Genomic DNA, 19,223 nt, shown 5'->3' on the forward strand with positions numbered 1-19,223 from the left:
ATTTCAATAGCCGGCGGAGTCAAAGAGAGTGGGGAAGTCCCATGAAATGACTCACAAAAGCCGAGCTGAACCGGAGAGCGGCATAATCGCGTCCGGGAAAAAGCAGGGCCGTTTTCGATTATGATGTTCTGCCCCCTCTGTAATCAGCGCGCTAAAGCAAAAAATACGCGCCAATTTAGAGACAGTGTGGCGGCAGGGCTGAACGGGGCGCGAGGCGAAGGACCATTAATCGAAAAAGAGTGCAGCCGAAGTTGAAAGCAGGAAGCTGGATCGCCGGTGCTAATGCCGTCATCCCAGCCATCCGCCGGCTCGCCGGCCTCCAGTTACGTAGAATGATGTCGCGTTGCGGGGTTTTATGAGAATTGCAGTCCTGGATGACGATTCGGCTCAAGCCGATCTTGTTTGCCAAACGCTGTCGGCGGCGGGTCACGTCTGCCATGCTTACGGCGCGGGCCGCGAACTGGTGCGGCAATTGCGTCGCCAGACCTTTGACCTGCTCGTGCTCGACTGGAACGTCCCCGACATGTCGGGTGAAGAGGTGCTGCGCTGGGTGCGCGAAAGCCTTTCCGAGCGCCTGCCGGTCCTGTTCATGACGAGCCGCGGCCGCGAAACCGATATCACCTCGATCCTCAACACCGGCGCGGACGATTATGTCGTCAAGCCGGTTTCCGCGGCGGTTCTGCTGGCGCGCGTCGGCTCGTTGCTGCGCCGGGCGTATCACCTGAAGCCGCCCGCGGCGAAAGAAGTGTTCGGCGAATTCGAATTCGATCTGGGTGCGAAGCACGTGGTGGTGCGTGGCGCGACCGTCGCCGTGACGCAGAAAGAGTTCGAGCTTGCGTTGCTGCTGTTCCAGCACCTGAGCCGGCCGTTATCGCGCGCGCATATTCTCGATGTGATCTGGAAGCAGGCGACCGATATCCCATCGCGCACGATGGACACGCACGTGTCGATGCTGCGCAGCAAGCTCGGCTTGCGTCCGGAGCAGGGTTATCGTCTGACGCCGATCTACGGCTATGGGTACCGGCTCGAGCGGATCGAGTCCGGCACGCCGCAGGTCGAGGCCCAAGAGCGCCCCGAAGCGGGGGATGCGTGACGGTTTTTTTCGATGCAGTAGCGCCTGACCGCGCAGGTTCGCCAGCTCGTCGCGCCGGTGCCGTGCTGGCGGCAGCCGGTCTGCTTGCGATGACGTGCTTCGCGCCGGTATCGGCGGAAGCGCAATCGTCCCGCGCGCCGAAGCCGCGCACCAGAACGTCGGCGCCCGCTTACGTTTCCTATGTGACCCACGAAGGCGACACGTTGTACGAAATCGCCGGTCGCTATCTGCGCGATGCCGGCGATTGGGCCGTGCTGAGCCGCCTGAATCATGTGCCCGCGCCGCGGCGCATGCCGGCTGGAATCGCGCTGCGTCTGCCGGCCGACAAACTCAGACAGGATCCCGAGTCGGCCCGCGTGATCGCGACCAGCGGTCCGGCCGAGCAGGCTTTTGGCGCGAATCCTTATACGCCCCTCGCGGCGGGCACGACGCTCGGCGAGGGCGACCGCATCCGCACCGGTCATAACGGCTTCGTCACGCTGGAGTTGCCCGACGGCTCGCATGTCACGATGTCGCAGGACGGCATGCTCGACATCGGCAAGCTGCGGCGCACCGCGCTGACCGGCGCGGGCGATCGCGTGCTCGATCTGCAGCATGGCGAAGTCGAGAGCCAGGTCACGCATGCCACCAGAAGGGACGACCGCTTCCAGATCCACTCGCCGTCGGTGGTAGCGGGGGTGCGCGGGACGCGCTTCAAGGTCGCCTACGACGGCGACGCGCGCACCACGGCCGTGGAAGTGCTGGACGGCGCGGTCGGCGTCGACCCGGCCGCGGCCGACGGCCACGCCGCTGCGCCGCCGCCGGGCGTGCCGCTGCAGGCGTCCGCGCAACTCGTCAAGGCACGCTTTGGTAATGTCACGCGGGCGGGCGGTGAAATTGGCGGCCCGGTGGCGTTGCTGGCCGCGCCGTCGCTCACTGAGCCGGCAAAAGTCCAGGACGGCAAGACGGTCGCTTTCGACCTCGTCCCCGCCGGGCGCGCCGTGGCCTACCGCGTGCAAATTGCGCGCGATGCCGATCAGCTCGACCTGATCCGCGATCTGCGGGTGAGTGCGCCGCATGCGGATTTCGGCGATCTGGCCGACGGCACGTACTTCGTGCGTATCGCCGCGATCGACGCGAACGGACTCGAAGGCCTGCCTCAGGTGTACGGTTTCGAGCGGCGCCAAGTTGGACTGACAGCGTCGGCGGGGCCGCGTGCCGGCAGCCGCGACTACGAGTTCCGCTGGTTCGTCAGCCGCTCCACGGTCGAGACGCGCTTTCGCTTCGTGCTGGCCACGACCGCCGACCTGCGCCATCCGCTGGTCGACCGGACCGATCTGACGGGCGGCCAACTCGTGGTGAGCGAGCTGCCGGCCGGCGTCTACTATTGGACGATCGTCGCCGAACAGTTCGAAAACGGCCGTTTCTATGCGACGAGCAGCGCGATCCGCTCGTTTACGTTGGCCCGCTGACGCTGGTAGGCTTGCCCGCGAACGCTGCCAGATTCACGGGCCGCACCAGCCAGCCGCCCGCTCCTTAGCTCTCAACCACGCCACGCTTTGCCGAACCCACACACGCGCCTGAGCCTCGATCCGCGCGCCCGCCTTGGACGGCGCGCCGGCCATCGCTTTCTGCTCGAATGGGTGGGCATCGGCTGCCTCGGCATCGTGGTGATTCTGCTCAGTTCGCTCGGCCGCCTGAGCGCAGGCGTCGACCATCTGGTCTACGACCGTTTTCTGAGTCTGCGCGCGCAACCGTTGCTGCACGACATCGTCGTGCTCGAAATCGACAACGCCAGCGTTGCGCAGCTAGGCCGCTGGCCGTGGCCGCGCAGCGTGCACGCGAAGTTGCTCGAGCAGATCGCGAAGGCGAAACCCGCCGCGGTGATCTACGACGTGCTGTTTACCGAGGCCAATCCGGAAGACGCGCAGCTCGCCCGCGCGATCGCGCTGAGTCCCACCTATCTGCCGCTGCTGCTGAGCGCACCGGACAGCACCGGCCAGCGTGCCGTGGTCGAACCCGTGGCGCTGCTCGCGCAGGCCGCGGCCGGGCTTGGGCATATCAACCTTGAAGTCGACAGCGACGGCATCGTGCGCAGCGTCGCGCGCTTCGAGGGCGACGCCGATTCGCGCTGGCCGCAGTTGATGGTGCCGGTCGCACAGGCCGTCGAGCGTGGCGCGTTGCAATTGAATGAGCGGCCGCACCGGCAGTCCTCCGGCGAGGCGGCGACGCAAGCCAGCACCGATGGCGAAGGCCGCTTCCTGATCCCCTTCGGGCTGAATGCGCAGGACTACACGAAGCTGAGTTTCGCCAGCGTGCTCGCGGGCGATGTCCCGGCCGACAAGCTGCGCGGACGCATCGTGCTGATCGGCGTGACCGCGTCCGGCTTGTACGACCGCTTTGCAACGCCGGTGTCCGGTGAGCTGGGGCCGCTGCCCGGCATCTATATTCACGCGAACGTGCTGGATACGCTGCTGACCGGTCGCGAGCTCGAGCCCGCCGAGCCATGGGTGCTGTTCGCGGCGTCCCTGTCGCCGCTCGCCGCGCTGCTCGCCGGCTTTCTGGTGCTGTCGCCGCGCCGCTCGCTGCTCCTGACCGTCGCGCTGGGCGTGCTCGCCGCGCTCGGCAGCGCGGTCTTGCTGTACGGCGCGCGACTATGGATGTCGCCGGTGCCGGCGATCTTCGGTCTGATCGTGGTGTATCCGATCTGGAACTGGCGGCGCCTCGAAATGACGATGGCCTATCTGCGCGAAGAGTTGCAGCGCCTCGCCGACGAACCGCATCTCCTGCCGGAGACACCGCAACGCCGCCGCGAGTTCGGCGGCGACGTGCTGGAGCAGCATATGGCGCTGATGGCGCAGGCCGCGCAGCGTGTGCAGGACATGAAGCGTTTCGTGTGGGACAGCCTCGACAGCATGCCCGAGCCGATCCTGGTCAGCGATGTCGAAGGTATCGTGCTGATCGCGAACCATGCCGCCAAGGCGCATTTCGCGCGCCTCGGGGCGTCGCTGCCGGAAGGCCGGCCGATGCGGGAGGTGCTGGGCGGACTGACGCTGGTGAAGACCATCGACAGCGGCACGGCGTCGGACGCTGAAAACAATCTGCTCGCGCATGCCCAGTGGCCGGCGCTGCTCGATCCCGCGCGCCGCGAGTTTGCCGCGCTGATGGCACAAGGCGTCGAGGTGCGCGACGCCCGCGCGCGCGATCATCTGCTGCGCTATGCGAATTGCACGAATGAGCAAGGCGAGACGACGGGCTGGATCGCGGGCCTCGTCGACGTATCCGCGTTGCACGCGGCCGAGCGTCAACGGGAAGATGCGTTGCGGCTGCTGTCGCACGACATGCGCTCGCCGCAGGCTTCGATTCTGGCGCTGGTGGAGATCGAGCGGGCGCGCAGCGAGCCGGTGCTCGCGCGTGGTTTGCTGGAGCGCATCGAGCGCTATGCGCAACGTGCGCTGACGCTCGCCGACGATTTCGTGCAACTCGCGCGCGCCGAATCGCAAACCTATGTGCTCGAACCGGTGAGCATGACCGAGCTGATGATCGATGCAAGCGACGAGGTCTGGCCGCAGGCCCACGCCAAGCGCATCACGCTGCAAACCGGGACGCACGCCACGGCCGCACCCGACGAGGGTCATTGGATCTGCGCCGACCGCTCGCTGATGACGCGCGCGCTCGTCAACATTCTGAACAACGCGGTCAAGTACAGCCCGCCGGACACGCGGATCACGTGCAGCCTGAAGAGTTCCGGCACGCCAGGCGGCGTTGTGCCGGCGGCCACGTCCGGCGCGGCGAAACGCGTATCGTGCACGATTCGCGATGAAGGCTACGGTATTCCCAAGGAGCAACAGGCGGGCCTGTTCGAACGCTTCCGGCGCTTTCACGAGACGGAGCGGCCCGAAGTGGGCGGCGCGGGATTGGGCATGGCATTCGTCAAGACTGTCGTGACGCGCCATGGCGGCGATGTCGAGGTGGTCAGCGCGCCGGGCGAGGGGACGGCTTTTACGATTTCCCTGCCGGCGCTCGACGAAGCGCAATCCGATGCCGCCACAACGGCCCGCTCATGATGGATGAACACACACCTTATCGAAGCGAGAAGCTGGTGAAAACAATCTTGATCTGTGCCGCGCTGGCTGCGGCGAGTCTGAGCGGATGCGCGGGCTTGAGCGCCGACGTGCACACGGCGAATCCTTCGGCCGCGCTGGGCGGGGAGCACACCTATGCGATTGCGCGCATGCCGTCGCAGGATGCCAGCGCGGATCATCCACAATTCGAGACCTTGTTGCGTGATGAGCTGGCGAGGGACGGCTTCATCGATAGCGCGGACAAGCCCACGCACTATTTACTTTCGGTTGCGTACGACACGCGGCCGGGCGGGGTTGGCGTCAACGTGAAGGACTGCGTGCCGGGTACGTGTGAACGCTCGCCCGAAGCGCCGTTTTCGCTGTTCGGCGGCCGCGTTTATCAGCACACACTGACGCTGCGATTTTTCGAGCGGTCGAGCGGACAGGAAGTCTACAAAGTGAGCGCGGCCAGCAGCGATCGCGATGCCGATCCGCTGCACGCGATGCCGGCGCTCGTGAAAAGCGCGCTGGCAAAGTTTCCGTTCGATGCACCACCCGACTGGCGCGTGAAACTGCGCAACGAGAAGACGGGCGGCTTGCCGGAAGTGGTGTCGATCAAGCCTCTGCAGCAATAAGCGCCCGCGTTATTCCGGCTATTCCGGCGCTTTGCCGTCTTCCGGCCAGCGGTTTTCGAACACGCACTCGGCGAGCGGCATGCGGCTTGCCCAGCGCTCGGTTTCCAGCATCGGCTCGCTGTAGAACTGATCGACATGGCCGAGACACAGAATCGCCACCGGCCGCGCGCCCTCGGGCATATGCAGTAGTGTACGAACCGCCTCGACGCCGAATAGCGACACCCAGCCCATTCCCAAACCCTCCGCGCGCGCGGCCAGCCACATGTTCTGGATCGCGCATGCCACCGAAGCCAGGTCCATCTCGGGCAAGGTGCGGCGCCCGAAGATATGCCGCTCGCGGCCGTCCATCAGCGCGATCACCAGCAGTTCGCCGCATTCCAGCATGCCTTCCACTTTCAGCTTCATGAATTCTTCGCGACGTTTGCCGAGTGCGTCGGCGGTCGCGAGGCGTTCGCTTTCGACGCTCGCATGCAAGGCCGTGCGCAAAGCCGGGTCGGTGATACGCGCGATGCGCCACGGTTGCATGAAGCCGACGCTCGGTGCGTGATGCGCCGCGTCGAGCAGGCGTTGCAACACGGCGGGATCGACCGGCTCGCGCACGAAATGGCGCATGTCGCGCCGTTCGTAAATCGCGCGGTAGACGGCTTCGCGCTCGGAATCGTTAAAAGGCTTCGCCATGGAACAGGGCGGCCGTGAAGGCCGGGTTGGAGGGCCAATAAGCATGCATATAGGTTGCCACGATCGAGCCGGCGCGGAATACGGCCTCGCCGGGGGCATCGCTATGTGGCCGGGTGGCTGAACGCAGCGGCGTGAGCGGCGTTGTCAGCTTCGAATAATGGAAGGTGTGGCCAGTCATGGGACCGTGCAGACTGTCGATCTGTTGCATGCCGAGCGAGGTAAAGCGCGGTTGCATCGTCGCATGGCCGGGTAGTAGGCCGAGCATCGGCGTGGTGGTGCCGTGCGTGTCGGTGAGCTGGTCGAGCAGGTAGAGCATGCCGCCGCATTCGGCAACGAGCGGTTTGCCCGCTGCGGCGTGCGCACGGATTGTCGCGGCACTGCGGGTGCTGGTTGCCAGCGCTGCCGCGTGTAGTTCGGGGTAGCCGCCCGGGAGATACAGCGCGTCCGCGTGCTCCGGCAGTGCTTCATCGGCGAGCGGTGAGAAATAGTCGACGTGCGCGCCAAGTGCCTCTAACAACGTGACATTGGCCGGATAGATGAACGAGAACGCGGCATCGCGTGCAACGGCGATGCGCTTGCCCTCCAGAAGATGCGGCAGCGCTTCGGGCATCGGCGCGCCGAATTCGACCGGCGGCGGCAATTCAGCCAGCGCGGTTTGCGCGAGCGCATCGGCGGCGCGCTCGAGGCGCGTGTCCAGATCGTCAATCTCGTCGGCCTGATGCAAGCCTAGATGGCGATCGGGCAACTCGATCTCGTCGGTGCCGGTGATGTAGCCGCACCAGCGAAGGTCCGGCGGCAACGCTTCTTCGAGCATTTGCGCGTGCCTTGACGAGCCGACGCGATTGGCGAGCACGCCGTAAAACGGCACTTGCGGCTTGAATTGCGCAAGGCCAAAGGCGACCGCGCCGAAGGTCTGCGCCATCGCTTTCGCCGAAATCACCGCGAGGACCGGCACCCCGAACGTGGTTGCCAGGTCGGCGCTGCTCGGCGTGCCGTCGAACAGACCCATCACGCCTTCGATCAGGATCAGGTCCGCTTCGGCCGCCGCTTGTGCGAGCAGGTTCCGGCAGGCCGACTCGCCCACCATCCACAGATCGAGCGACAGGACCGGCGCGCCGCTGGCACGCGCCAGAATCATCGGGTCGAGAAAGTCGGGGCCGGTCTTGAATACGCGCACGCGTCGCCCCAGCCGCCGGTGATAGCGCGCGAGACCCGCGGTGATCGTGGTCTTGCCTTGACCCGACGCCGGCGCGCTAATGAACAGGGCGGGGCACGTTCCGGCGGAAGTGCCTTGGGCAGGAGCCCCGCAGGCAGTTCCCTGGGGCGACTTCCCGTCGGACGTACGCTGGGGGGACGTGGACATCGCTCAGAACTCCACGCCGCGTTGCGCTTTCACGCCTTGCTCGCGATACGGGTGTTTGACGATGCGCATTTCGGTGACGAGGTCGGCGGCTTCGATCAGCGCGTCCGGCGCATGGCGGCCGGTCACCACCACGTGCAGCATCCGCGCCCGCGCATTCAGGACCGACAGTACTTCATCGAGCGGCAGGTATTCGTATTTCAACACCGTGTTCAGTTCGTCGAGAATCACCATCTGATAGTCGCCGCTTTCGATCATGCGGCGCGCCTCGTTCCAGCCTTTGCGCGCGGTGGCGATGTCGGCGTCGCGATTCTGCGTGTTCCAGGTGTAGCCGTCGCCCATCGTGACGAAGTCGCAATTGGCGATCGCCCCGAGGAAGTCGCGCTCTGAAGTATGCAGTGCGCCTTTGATGAATTGCACGACGCCTAGGCGCATGCCGTGCCCCAGCACGCGCACGGCCATGCCGAACGCGGCCGTGGTCTTGCCTTTACCGGTGCCGGTGTTGACGATCAGCAGACCTTTTTCGACGGTGGCGCTGGCCTGCTTTTTCTCGTGGCCTTCGCGCCGGCGCTCGGTCATGCGCTGATGCGATTCGGGATCGGTCTTCATGGAAGGTCCTGTGCGTGAGTGTCGGGGTTTGTCTGTTCGCGGGCGGGGTGGGCGGTGGTTGATGCTATCGCCATGGTGACGCCGTTGTGCGTGGTTTTGCGCGTGAGAAGGCGCGCCTGGACGGTGTTGGATGTAATCGGTGCATGGGGTGCGCCAGAGGTGCCGGCTGTACTGGACGCGTTGGCTGCATCAAATTCGGCCGCTGCAGCGAGTAACGCGCACGGCTCGCAGACGCCGTCCACGCCGAGATGCTCGCGTGCGGCCGCCGACGGATTGTCCACGGACATCGCCGCAATCTGCTCGCGGCTAAACAATTTCAGCGGCAACGTATGACGTGCGCAGAATTCGAGCAAACCGGCTTCGTGAGCTTTGATGTCGACCGAAGCGATTGCGCTGATTTCATCGAACGCATGCAAGCCGAGGGCGGCACGCACGGCCGCTTCGATCTGCTCAGCGGAGCTGTGCAAGCGACAACCGATGCCGACGGTGAGCGTTTTCATTGCGCGTCCGAAGGGTCCGAAGGGTCCGAAGCGTCCGTCGCTCCGGCAGCGTTCGCCATGTTTGCAGCGCCCGCCGCTTTCACCGCGTCCGCTTTCACAGCACCTGCATCCACAGCATCCGAATCCACCGCGTCCGCTTTCGCCGCACCCGCGTCCACCGCGTCCGCGTCCACCGCACCCGCATTCCCAGCATCCCGCGCCAAAGCCAGCGACGCCACCCCACCAATCACCACGACCGCCGGCGACCCTATCCCGGCGCGCGACACCGTCTCCGCGAACTCGCCGAGCCGTGCGAGCACGTGCCGTTGCTCGGGACGCGTGGCCGACTCGATCGCCGCACACGCCATATCGGCGCTCATGCCGGCCGCGAGCAACGCGCCGACGATCTCGTTCAGCCGCCGCATGCCCATGTAAATCACCAGCGTCATCCGTGTGGCGGCGAGCGCCGCCCAGTCCGGCTCACCGCTGCCGGCGCCGTGCCCGGTGACGAACACCACGCCTTGCGCGTGGTCGCGATGCGTGACCGGAATCCCGATCGCCGCGGGCGCCGCAATCCCGGCAGTGATGCCGTTGATCACGTCCACTTCGATACCCGCCGCATGCAACGCCTGCTGCTCCTCGCCGCCACGGCCGAACACAAACGGGTCGCCGCCTTTCAAACGCGCGACGCTGCGCCCGGCCTGCAGGTGCTCGAGCATCTGCGCGACGATGTCGGCCTGCGGCGTCGACGGATGCCCGCCACGTTTGCCGACATACACGACCAGCGCGTCGGCGCGCGCGAATTGCAGCACGTCGGGATTCACCAGATCGTCGACCAGGATCACATCGGCTTGCGCGAGAGCGCGGGTTGCCTTGAGCGTCATCAGTTCGACGTCGCCGGGCCCAGCGCCGATCAGCCAGGCGCGGCTCATCGCCGCGCGCATGGCGTACGCCACGTCGTGACAGGCGGGAACGGTCGAGGCTCGATGAGGCCGCAGGCGGCGGAAATTGAGGTCATGCGGTGCTACGGATTACGCGCGACGAAAAACGCCACTCGCCGCGTTTCCCGCAGGAAACGCCGACGACCGCGCCACATCGTGCTTCTGCGCCTTCACGTCCGTCCCTCGCGGATTCCGGCGGCCGGCAGCGTGAGATTCACTGCCTCCGCGTCTGGCCGGTATCCGGGCTGACGGCCTCATGCGTTTTGCCTTCCCGTCCGGATTCGTCAGACAGTGGCATCAAAAACGCATGCGCGATGCGAACGCACCGCAGGTCGCTTACCGTTGCGGGGACAGCACAGGTTGAGCGCGGCAAGCGCGGCCTGTTTCCCGTTTAACTGCACATGCGAACGCATGTGCGGGCACCAAACGCGCGCATACGATAGCACACGGCAGGCCGCGCCGGCACTGCGCAAAGGCCCTGCCAGCGCCCGCGTTTCCTTGACTGCACGGAGCTGCGCGCCTAAACTCGCACGCACTTTGGTGCTCGCATGCGCGCTCACGCGCATGCAGTTAAACGGGAAACAGGGTGCCCACCTGCAACGGATCGGGTCAACCTGTGCTGCCCCCGCAACGGTAAGCGAAAAGCGGTTCCAGGTTGTTGCCTGGCGCCGCGGAGCCGGCTTCAATGTCCACGCGCAAGGCCGCGTCGGCAGATGACCACTGGGCGAGAAACCACTCGCCCGGGAAGGTGAAGCGGCGCTTTCGCCAGCCCGGATACCGGCCAGACTACGAAGAACGTTCACCGCGGGGATGCGGTGGCGCGTTCATGACCTCTGCAGACAAAAACGCGTAGACGCGCCGGCGTGCACGTGCAACTCCTACGGATAGACCTCACGATGCAAACTCAAATGCGCAAGATCCCCGTTACGATCGTCACGGGCTTTCTCGGCAGCGGCAAAACCACGCTGCTGCGGCACATTCTTCAGCATGCGGGCGGCAAGCGCATCGCGGTGATCGTCAACGAGTTCGGCGAACTCGGCATCGACGGGGAAATCCTCAAGGGATGCGGGATCGGTTGCGATGAAAACGGCGTCGAGACCGAAGGGCAACTGTATGAACTCGCGAATGGCTGCCTGTGCTGCACCGTGCAGGAAGAGTTTTTCCCGGTGATGGAAAAGCTGGTGGAGCGCCGCGAGCAGATCGATCACGTGCTGATCGAAACCTCCGGTCTCGCGTTGCCGAAGCCACTGGTGCAGGCGTTCAACTGGCCGCAGATCAAGAATAGCTTTACTGTCGACGCGGTCGTCACCGTGGTTGACGGCCCGGCCGCGGCGAGCGGCCAGTTCGCCGACAATCCGGTCGCGGTGGATGCACAACGCAAGGCCGATCCAAATCTCGATCACGAATCGCCGCTGCACGAACTGTTCGAAGATCAATTGTCGGCGGCTGATCTGGTGATTCTGAACAAAACCGATCTGCTCGACGAATCGCATCAAGCTTCGGTCGAAGCGATCATCCGCGAAGAAATTCCGCCGCAAGTGAAGATCGTGCGCGCACAGATGGGCCAGCTCGATCTGCATACGTTGCTGGGCCTCGAAGCGGCCTCGGAGCAGACGATCCACCTGCGCCACGATCACCATGGTTCGGCGGATGACGCCGATCATCACCATGACGAATTCGATTCGGTGGTCGTCCACGCGAATGTTTCATCGCGCGAGGCAGTGATCGCGGCGTTGCAGGGTCTCGTCGAAAGCAACACGATCTACCGCGTGAAAGGATTCGCGGCATTGCCGGGGGCGGCAATGCGTCTGGTGATCCAAGGCGTGGGCCGTCGTTTCGATAGTTACTTCGACCGGCGCTGGCAGGCCGGAGAAGCGGGCGAGGGCCAGCAAAGCCGCTTCGTGCTGATTGGTGAAGACCTCGACCAGGCCGCGCTGCAACAGGCGTTCGACGCCGCCCTGGGCGCCGTGGCGAGCACCCAGCCGCAACAGGCGTAACTGCTCATGCATCTGCTGCGCACCACGCCGGGCGGTTTTGTCGACGATACGCAAGGCGTGATCCGTATCGATCAACAGCCCGCCGAGATCGTGGTGCTCAGTTCCGCCGATACCACGCTGTCGTTGCTCGCCAGCGTGGTGCCTCGTCTGGGCGAGGGCTTTCCGAGCATAAGGCTCGCGAACGTCACCTATTTGCGCCAGCCGGCTTCAGTCGATTTCTATGTCGAAGACGTGCTTCAGCACGCGCGTGTCGTGGTGGTCGATCATCTCGGCGGTGAGGCCTATTGGCCGTATGGCATCGAACAGGTGGTCGCGCTCGCCGAACGCAACCAGCAGACACTCGCGATGTTCTCCGGCGATTTGCAGGAAGATCCGAACCTGCTCGCGCGCAGCACTGCCGACGCCGAACTGTGTCATCAGCTATGGCGCTATCTGCGTGAAGGCGGCCCGCAGAATGCCGAGGCGTTCCTGCGTTTTATCGCCTACCGCTCGTTTGGTTGGGGGCGCGAACCTGCGCCGCCGCGCGCGTTGCCTGCCGCGACGCTCTACCATCCCGAACGCGATACGCCGACGACCTCCGACTGGCAGGCGCGCTGGCGTGAGAACGCGCCCGTTGCTGCGATTCTGTTCTACAAGGCGCATCTACAGGCGGCCAATACAGCAGTGTTCGACGCGCTGATCGAGGCGCTCGAAGCACAAGGCCTGAATCCGCTGCCAATCGCGATTACTTCGCTGAAAGATGCGATGAGCCGCGACGTCGTGCAGCAGTTGTGCGCGCAACATGATGTCGCACTGGTTTTGAATACGACGGCGTTCGCCGCCTCGGCCATCGACGATCCCGAGCCGCTTGCGCTCGCCGGCGACGCGCCGGTGCTGCAGGTGATCCTAAGCGGCGGCAATCGCGAGGATTGGGTCAAGGACAATCAGGGCCTCAACTCGCGCGATATCGCCATGCATATCGCGCTGCCGGAAATGGACGGCCGCATCATCACGCGGGCGATCAGCTTCAAGGGGCTCGCCTATCGTTGTCCGCACACCGAGGTCGATGTGGTCCGCTATCAACCGGACCTCGAGCGCGTCGGCTTTCTGGCCGAACTGAGCCGCCGCTGGTGCCGTCTGCGCAGGCTCGACAACGCGGACAAGAAGCTCGCGCTGATTCTCGCCAACTATCCGATGAGCGAAGGGCGCATCGGCAACGGAGTGGGGCTCGATACGCCGGCATCGGTCGTCGGCATTCTGTCGAGGTTGCGCGACGAAGGATATCGCCTGGCGGAGTTGCCCGCCGACGGCGACGCACTGTTGAAAAAGCTGACCGAAGGTGTGACCAACGATCCGGTCGTGCGTGATTTACGGCCCGCGTTGCAAAGCCTCGCGCTCGACGATTATCTCGTGTACTTCAACGCGTTGCCCGCTGAAGCGCGCCATGCGCTGACCGCACGCTGGGGTCCGCCTGAACAGGATCCCACGTTGCGGCGTGGCCGTTTCATGATTGCGGGCTGGCGCTGCGGGCATGCATTCGTTGGGATTCAACCGTCGCGTTCACGGCAGCAGGGCGATTACGCGAGCTATCACGATGCCGAACTCGTGCCGCCGCACGCGTATCTGGCTTTCTACTTCTGGCTGCGTCATCAGTTCTGTATCGACGCGGTCGTGCATGTGGGCAAGCACGGCAATCTCGAGTGGTTGCCGGGCAAGAGCGTTGCGTTGAGCGATGCCTGCTGGCCCGATCTGATCCTCGGGCCGATGCCGCATCTGTATCCGTTCATCGTCAACGATCCGGGCGAGGGTAGTCAGGCGAAGCGTCGAACGCAGGCCGTCATCATCGATCATCTGATGCCGCCGCTCACGCGCGCCGAAAGCTATGGGCCATTGCAGGACCTCGAACGCCAGGTCGACGAATACTATGAAGCGCTGATGGTCGATCCACGCCGTTCGAAGCTGTTGAGGCGCACGATTCTCGCGACCATCGTCGAGCATAAGCTGCATGAAGAACTGAGTCTCGCTGAACCGACCGGTCAGGACGATGAGGACGTGCTGCTGACGCGCGTCGATGCCTGGCTGTGCGAGTTGAAGGAGGCGCAGATTCGCGATGGTTTGCACACGTTCGGACAATCGCCGGAGGGTGTGCAGCGGCGCGATACGTTGCTTGCGCTGGGCCGCTTTCCGGTCGGCGATGGCCAGGGCGGCAAGGCCGGTTTGATCGATGCATTGGCGCGCGATCTGCGGATGGATCATCTGTTCGATCCGCTATCGGTGGATTGGTCGGCTGTGTGGGACGGTCCTCGTCCGGCGGTATTGCAGCGTGTGAGCGATGCGCCCTGGCGGCACTGTGGCGATGCGCGCGAGCGTCTGGAACTATTGGCGGCCTCGATGTTGCGCGATGTATGCGGCGATGAAACGCACAGCGCAGCGCTTCCTCCTGCCGGAGCCCTACCCCAGGCCGAACGTGTTATCGAACGCCTGCGCAATGATGTGCTGCCGCGGCTCGACGCCTGCGGTCCGCAGGAAATGTTGCATCTGAAGCGCGGTCTCGAAGGGCGTTTCGTGCCGCCGGGGCCGAGCGGTTCGCCGTCGCGTGGACGTCCCGACGTGCTGCCTACCGGCCGCAACTTCTATTCGGTCGATACGCGCGCAGTGCCGACTCAAGCGGCGTGGTCGCTCGGTTTGAAATCCGCGCAGCAGTTGATCGAACGGCATTTGCAGGAAAAAGGCGACTATCCGCGAGCAATTGGCCTCTCGGTATGGGGCACGGCGACCATGCGCACTGGCGGCGACGACATCGCTCAGGCACTCGCCTTACTCGGCGTGCGGCCGAAGTGGGCGCCGGGCAGTCACCGTGTGACCGACTTCGAAATCATGCCGATCGAAGCGTTCGACCGGCCACGTATCGACGTCACCTTGCGGGTGTCCGGCTTTTTCCGCGATGCCTTCGCCAACGTGATGCATTTGTTCGATGCCGCCGTGCAGGCCGTGGCCGAACTCGACGAGCCTGAAGATCTGAACCCGATCCGCGCGCGCGTGCTGCGTGAACGCGACGCACTGATAGCACGCGGCATGGACGCCTCCGAAGCGCGCAAGCGCGCCGGCTGGCGCGTATTCAGCGCGCGGCCCGGCGCTTATGGCGCGGGTCTGCAGGACATGATCGACTCGCAACAATGGGATACCGACGCCGATCTCGCGAATGCCTATCAGGCGTGGGGCGGTTATGCCTACACGCAGAAAAGCGCCGGCGAAGAAGCGCGCCACGCATTCGGCACGCGTCTCGCCGCGATGGATGTGGTGCTGCAGAACCAGGATAACCGCGAGCACGACCTGCTCGATTCGAACGACTACTATCAGTTCCAGGGCGGTATGGTCGCGGCGGTGCGGCATCTGGCGGGCCATCAGCCGCAGGTCTATCACGCGGACCACAGTAATCCGGCGGCACCGCGCGTGCGCACGTTGCATGAAGAAATCGCACGTGTGATCCGGTCTCGCGTGGTCAATCCGAAATGGATCGATGGCGTCAAGCGGCACGGCTATAAAGGCGCCGCTGAAATCGCCGCGACGGTCGACTATCTGTATGGCTACGATGCGACCGCGCGCGTGATCGCCGATCATCAGTACGCGCTCGTCACCGACGCCTATCTGAACGACGCCGATACGCGCGAATTCTTGCAGCGGCACAATCCGCACGCCATGCATTCGATCTGCGAGCGCCTGCTCGAGGCGATGCAGCGCGGTTTGTGGCAAGCGCCCGGCGATTATCGCGCGCAGGTCGAACAGCATCTGCTCGCGAGTGAACAGCAGATCGAAGGAAGGCAAACATGAACGCAGCGATTCAAACTCAGCGGCCGGCTTTTCCCTTTGCTGCGCTGATCGGGCAAGCGCCTTTGCAGCAGGCACTATTGCTGGCCGCGATCGATCCGGGGCTGGGTGGCGTACTGGTGAGTGGGCCGCGTGGCACCGCGAAATCGACCGCGGCGCGCGCGCTCGCCGAGTTGTTGCCGGAAGGGCAATTGGTGAATTTGCCGCTCGGCGCGAGTGAAGACCGCTTGATCGGCACGCTCGATATCGAAACCGTGTTGCGCGATGGCGCCGTGCGTTTTTCGCCGGGCCTGCTCGCGAAAGCGCATCGTGGCGTGCTGTATGTCGATGAAGTGAATCTGCTGCCCGATGCGCTCGTCGATGCGTTACTCGATGCGGCTGCCAGTGGCGTGAATACAGTCGAGCGCGATGGGGTCTCGCACAGTCACGACGCGAGCTTCGTGCTGATCGGCACGATGAATCCGGAAGAGGGTGAATTGCGGCCGCAACTGATCGACCGTTTTGGTTTGATGGTCGAGTTGCAGAACTGTTTCGAGCCGCGGGTGCGTCAGCAGATCGTCAAGGGACGTCTTGCGTTCGATCTTGATCCGCAGGGTTTTCGGGCGGGATATGCGCAGCAACAGGAAGCGTATGTCCAGCGGATTCGTGCTGCGCGTGAAGCGCTACCGCAACTCGACTTCGACGATGCCGTGCATGCGCATGTCAGTGCACTGTGCATCGATGCAGCGGTCGATGGGTTGCGCGCCGATCTCGTGATGTTGCGTGCAGCGCGGGCATTGGCGGCGCTGGAGCAGGCGGCTGTGGTGACGACCGGGCACGTCGAGCGAGTCGCTGAGGCGGCGCTGATGCATCGGCGCCACGATCGCGAGATGCGTGCAGAGGATGACGCACGTGAGCGCGAAGTGCCGCGGCAGACACCTGACGACGCGGATGCAAGCGCTTCGCAAGCTTCTCAGGATGCAGCGCCAGGCGCCGCTGCCGACGACAGCGATTGGGGTTATTTGCCACCGCAGCCCGCGGGCGTCGCGCAGGTCAAAGGCGTCATTGCGCTCAACGCAAAAAAACGCTGAGCCATCGGAAGGGTGCCGCCGCTGACTCGCGCAGCGGTTTTCGATGGCGGCAAGGTGCCGCGCCAGGTTCGCGCAGCCGTTTGCAAGGCGCCCGTGGCAGGCGCATTGCATGGCTGCCGACGCTCACGGCGATGCGTCAGGACACGCTGCGCGCCGAGCATTTGCGCTTCGTGCGCGAGGCGCCGCAAGGCGGTGTACTGCATTGCTTCGTGCTCGATTGTTCCGGTTCCATGCTTGGCGGGCAGCGGCTCGCACTTGCCAAGGGTTTGCTGATTGCGCTGTTCGATCGCGCAAGCGCCGCGCGTGCCGAGGCGGCGCTGGTGTGTTTTGGCGGCGCTGGCGCCGATCTGCGTTTCGGTCCCGCCGTGCCGCGCTGGTGGAACGAGCGGTGGCTCAGGCCGGTGGGTGGGGGCGGTGGGACGCCGCTAGCGTCCGGCGTGCGTCACGCCGCGCAGGTGCTGGAGCGCAGCGCCCGGCGCAAGCCCGCGCAGCAGCGTTGGCTGTGGATCTTGACGGACGGCCGCAGTGGCGATCAACCGGTGCGGCCGCTCCACGCGGACGAGGTGGTATTTGTCGACTTCGAGCGGGAGACGGTGCGGCTGGGCCGTTGCAGGACGCTTGCCGATGCATGGGGCGCGACGCTTTTGACGCCGGAAGAACTGATCGCCTGAGCGGCACGCGCGCCATGCGGCGCGGTGTCGTGCGCGTTTTTTGTGCGTGTATTTTTCGTGCGCTTATTTCAAACCGTTGGACCAGTACTGCACGTCGTCCTGGCGGTCGAATACGAAGACTTTCATCGCCATCTGTTGCGAAGCATCGAGTTGATCGAGTTCGAGGCCATGGATCGACGGCTCGTCGGGCCCACTGCCTTTTTGCACATTGCGGATGACCGCGGTGGTTTGGACCTCGGTTTGCAAGTTCGCCGATTTGACGCAGAAAGCGATGCGCAATCGTTCGCCGACTGCGCCCAGCGTCCACGAGGCGGTCAGCGACATGCCGAGTGCGCTGATGCTTTTGGCGAGACCCAGACCTTCATATGAATCGCCGGTTTCGCCGATGCCGAAGCGTACCGCAAGGTGTGCATGCACGCGAATCGACTTGCGTTCGCGCAGGCGGCGGATTGCGCCGGGTTTCGATAGCACGATGTAGTCGAGTGGGGCGCGGCAAACCGCTTCGACCGTGCAGACGAAGCGAAACACGGCATGGCTCGCGATGGCGACGATCTCGATGTTTTCGCCGAGGCGTAGCGGGAGGATGCGGCCGTCTTCCAGTGGCGGCGTCACGAAGAGCGCGTGGTTGGGCGCGAAGCCGATGATGCGGCATGGATGCATCGGGGCGCCGCTGCCTAGCTGGGAACGGATGCCTATTAGTGCACCTATTGTGAGGTGCATGTCCTTTAGGGTGAGTTTGCCGGAGGTGTCGGCGCGGTGGTCGGGTTCTGGCTGCGTGGCCGTGTCTAGCAAGTCGCCGCGGTGCGGGTGGAAATGGTCGAACAGGAATTGGCGCTCGGCCGGAGTCGCCAGGATAGCGCCGCGGGCGAAGAGAAGCGTGCCGTCGGCGTCTGCGATTGGCCACGGGAGGGGCGTGGCGACGGGGACTGCGCCCAGAGTCAGGGAGGATGATGGAGGGGGAGACGCCGCGGTTTGGGCGTCTGCTTTGGTTTCTGCTTTGGCTTCGGCTCGGTTTTCCATGGTCGACGGCTTAAATATGTGGCGGGATTACTTGTTTACGGCTGCGGGGGGAGGGGCTTTAGCGGTTTTTGGTTTTCTGTCTGTCTGTCTGTCTGTCTGTCTGTTTGTCTGTTTGTCTGTTTGTCTGTTTGTCTGTTTGTCTGTTTGTTTGGTGGTCTGTTGGTCTGTTGGTCTGCGGTGGTGGGTTGGCCATCGTTTTTTTTGTCTGCCCGATCGGCGCTTGTTCTCTAGGTCCGCCTACGGCGTTGGCCTTTCCTTGATCTGGATTTTTGGCCTCTCCTTGAATTGATATTGGTCTATTAGCGTCGCCCCTGTGCGGGGCAGCACTTACTTTCTTTGCCGCCGCAAAGAAAGATAAGCAAAGAAAGCGGCTCAACCCGCCAGCTCATAAGCGGGTCCCCCGCACAGTTACGGTAGTGGTGCATCTGGAATCAGTGCCCTCGCACATTCGACGTGAGTGACAAGGCCGTCATTCTTCCGGCGGCGCTTCGCGCGCCGAAAAGTACTTCATAAAACCCACGCCCTCGCGCACGCTTCTTCTCTGTCTCTGTCTCTGTCTCTATCCCCGTTCCCGTTCGCGTGACTTGCGGGCAGTTTTTACTATTCGCCTTCTATTCTTTCGTTTCATGCTTCCTTTGTCCTTTCCTGGCCTTCTGTGTATCGCCGCGTGAGATCGCTCGATCGTGGCTCTCGCTTGCAAAAAATTGCAATCGCTGTTATTGGCCGAAATTAACTCGGATGCCTAAGTATTTTTTCGATGCCATGAGCAAGCGCCGTTTCGGTGCCTCTCAACTTTTTGAAAATAATTGCACATGGGGGA

At 64.1% G+C, this 19,223-nt stretch carries 13 protein-coding genes, 1 pseudogene and 2 riboswitches; of the genes and pseudogenes, 8 read left to right on the plus strand and 6 right to left on the minus strand.

Annotation, left to right across the window (positions count from 1 at the left end; all coding sequences use genetic code 11):
- The first annotated feature begins 355 nt into the window (after window positions 1-355).
- From PQR53_RS20235 to PQR53_RS20250, 4 genes are all read left to right on the plus strand, one after another.
- Window positions 356-1,093: a response regulator transcription factor gene (locus PQR53_RS20235; RefSeq protein ID WP_179737571.1), complete on the plus strand. Its 738-nt coding sequence runs from the start codon at window positions 356-358 to the stop codon at window positions 1,091-1,093.
- Window positions 1,090-2,544, plus strand: a complete 1,455-nt coding sequence (locus tag PQR53_RS20240; RefSeq protein ID WP_408457476.1) for a FecR domain-containing protein — start codon at window positions 1,090-1,092, stop codon at window positions 2,542-2,544. Before PQR53_RS20235 ends, PQR53_RS20240 begins: the two co-directional genes overlap by 4 nt.
- An 87-nt stretch (window positions 2,545-2,631) precedes the next feature.
- Window positions 2,632-5,139 (plus strand): CHASE2 domain-containing protein, encoded by a 2,508-nt coding sequence (locus PQR53_RS20245; protein WP_408457479.1) that lies wholly within the window; start codon window positions 2,632-2,634, stop codon window positions 5,137-5,139.
- Complete coding sequence (locus PQR53_RS20250; protein ID WP_408457481.1) at window positions 5,136-5,771, plus strand: DUF4136 domain-containing protein; 636 nt, start codon at window positions 5,136-5,138, stop codon at window positions 5,769-5,771. The genes PQR53_RS20245 and PQR53_RS20250 overlap by 4 nt, the downstream gene beginning before the upstream one ends.
- Window positions 5,772-5,789: 18 nt before the next feature.
- Here the strand turns inward: PQR53_RS20250 and bluB are convergent, their stop codons facing one another.
- The 5 genes and pseudogenes from bluB to cobA form a co-directional block, all read right to left on the minus strand.
- Window positions 5,790-6,449 carry a 5,6-dimethylbenzimidazole synthase gene (bluB, locus tag PQR53_RS20255; RefSeq protein WP_408457484.1) on the minus strand — a complete coding sequence of 220 codons (660 nt, stop codon included), beginning with the start codon at window positions 6,447-6,449 and terminating at the stop codon, window positions 5,790-5,792.
- The gene (locus PQR53_RS20260) at window positions 6,433-7,812 is read right to left on the minus strand and encodes a cobyrinic acid a,c-diamide synthase CobB (protein WP_408457487.1); all 1,380 of its coding nucleotides are present in this window, start codon (window positions 7,810-7,812) and stop codon (window positions 6,433-6,435) included. Before PQR53_RS20260 ends, bluB begins: the two co-directional genes overlap by 17 nt.
- Before the next feature lie 3 nt (window positions 7,813-7,815).
- On the minus strand, window positions 7,816-8,418 hold the full coding sequence (gene cobO, locus PQR53_RS20265) for a cob(I)yrinic acid a,c-diamide adenosyltransferase (protein ID WP_408457489.1): 603 nt from the start codon (window positions 8,416-8,418) through the stop codon (window positions 7,816-7,818).
- The gene (locus tag PQR53_RS20270; RefSeq protein WP_408457492.1) at window positions 8,415-8,918 is read right to left on the minus strand and encodes a cobalamin biosynthesis protein; all 504 of its coding nucleotides are present in this window, start codon (window positions 8,916-8,918) and stop codon (window positions 8,415-8,417) included. Before PQR53_RS20270 ends, cobO begins: the two co-directional genes overlap by 4 nt.
- 179 nt (window positions 8,919-9,097) lie before the next feature.
- Window positions 9,098-9,829, minus strand: a pseudogene (gene cobA / locus PQR53_RS20275) (uroporphyrinogen-III C-methyltransferase); the annotation flags it as partial.
- Window positions 9,830-10,052: 223 nt separating this feature from the next.
- A riboswitch (cobalamin riboswitch) is annotated at window positions 10,053-10,280 on the minus strand.
- Window positions 10,281-10,359: 79 nt separating this feature from the next.
- Window positions 10,360-10,638: riboswitch (cobalamin riboswitch) on the plus strand.
- A 96-nt stretch (window positions 10,639-10,734) separates the two neighbouring features.
- Here cobA and cobW point away from each other — a divergent pair.
- The 4 genes from cobW (at window position 10,735) to PQR53_RS20295 (ending at window position 17,383) form a co-directional block, all read left to right on the plus strand.
- Complete coding sequence (gene cobW / locus PQR53_RS20280; RefSeq protein ID WP_408457494.1) at window positions 10,735-11,835, plus strand: cobalamin biosynthesis protein CobW; 1,101 nt, start codon at window positions 10,735-10,737, stop codon at window positions 11,833-11,835.
- Window positions 11,836-11,841: 6 nt separating this feature from the next.
- Window positions 11,842-15,645 carry a cobaltochelatase subunit CobN gene (cobN, locus tag PQR53_RS20285; RefSeq protein WP_408457497.1) on the plus strand — a complete coding sequence of 1,268 codons (3,804 nt, stop codon included), beginning with the start codon at window positions 11,842-11,844 and terminating at the stop codon, window positions 15,643-15,645.
- Complete coding sequence (locus PQR53_RS20290; RefSeq protein ID WP_408457500.1) at window positions 15,642-16,712, plus strand: magnesium chelatase ATPase subunit I; 1,071 nt, start codon at window positions 15,642-15,644, stop codon at window positions 16,710-16,712. The genes cobN and PQR53_RS20290 overlap by 4 nt, the downstream gene beginning before the upstream one ends.
- Window positions 16,713-16,792: 80 nt before the next feature.
- A complete protein-coding gene (locus PQR53_RS20295; RefSeq protein ID WP_408457503.1) occupies window positions 16,793-17,383 on the plus strand; it encodes a vWA domain-containing protein in 591 nt (196 codons plus the stop codon).
- 63 nt (window positions 17,384-17,446) lie between these two features.
- On the opposite strand, the gene PQR53_RS20300 is transcribed toward PQR53_RS20295, so the two are convergent.
- Window positions 17,447-18,403: a flagellar brake protein gene (locus PQR53_RS20300; protein WP_408457506.1), complete on the minus strand. Its 957-nt coding sequence runs from the start codon at window positions 18,401-18,403 to the stop codon at window positions 17,447-17,449.
- Window positions 18,404-19,223: the final 820 nt, after the last annotated feature.

Origin of the sequence: Paraburkholderia fungorum, from assembly GCF_046027605.1 — a bacterium.
Taxonomy (GTDB): Bacteria; Pseudomonadota; Gammaproteobacteria; order Burkholderiales; family Burkholderiaceae; genus Paraburkholderia; species Paraburkholderia fungorum_F.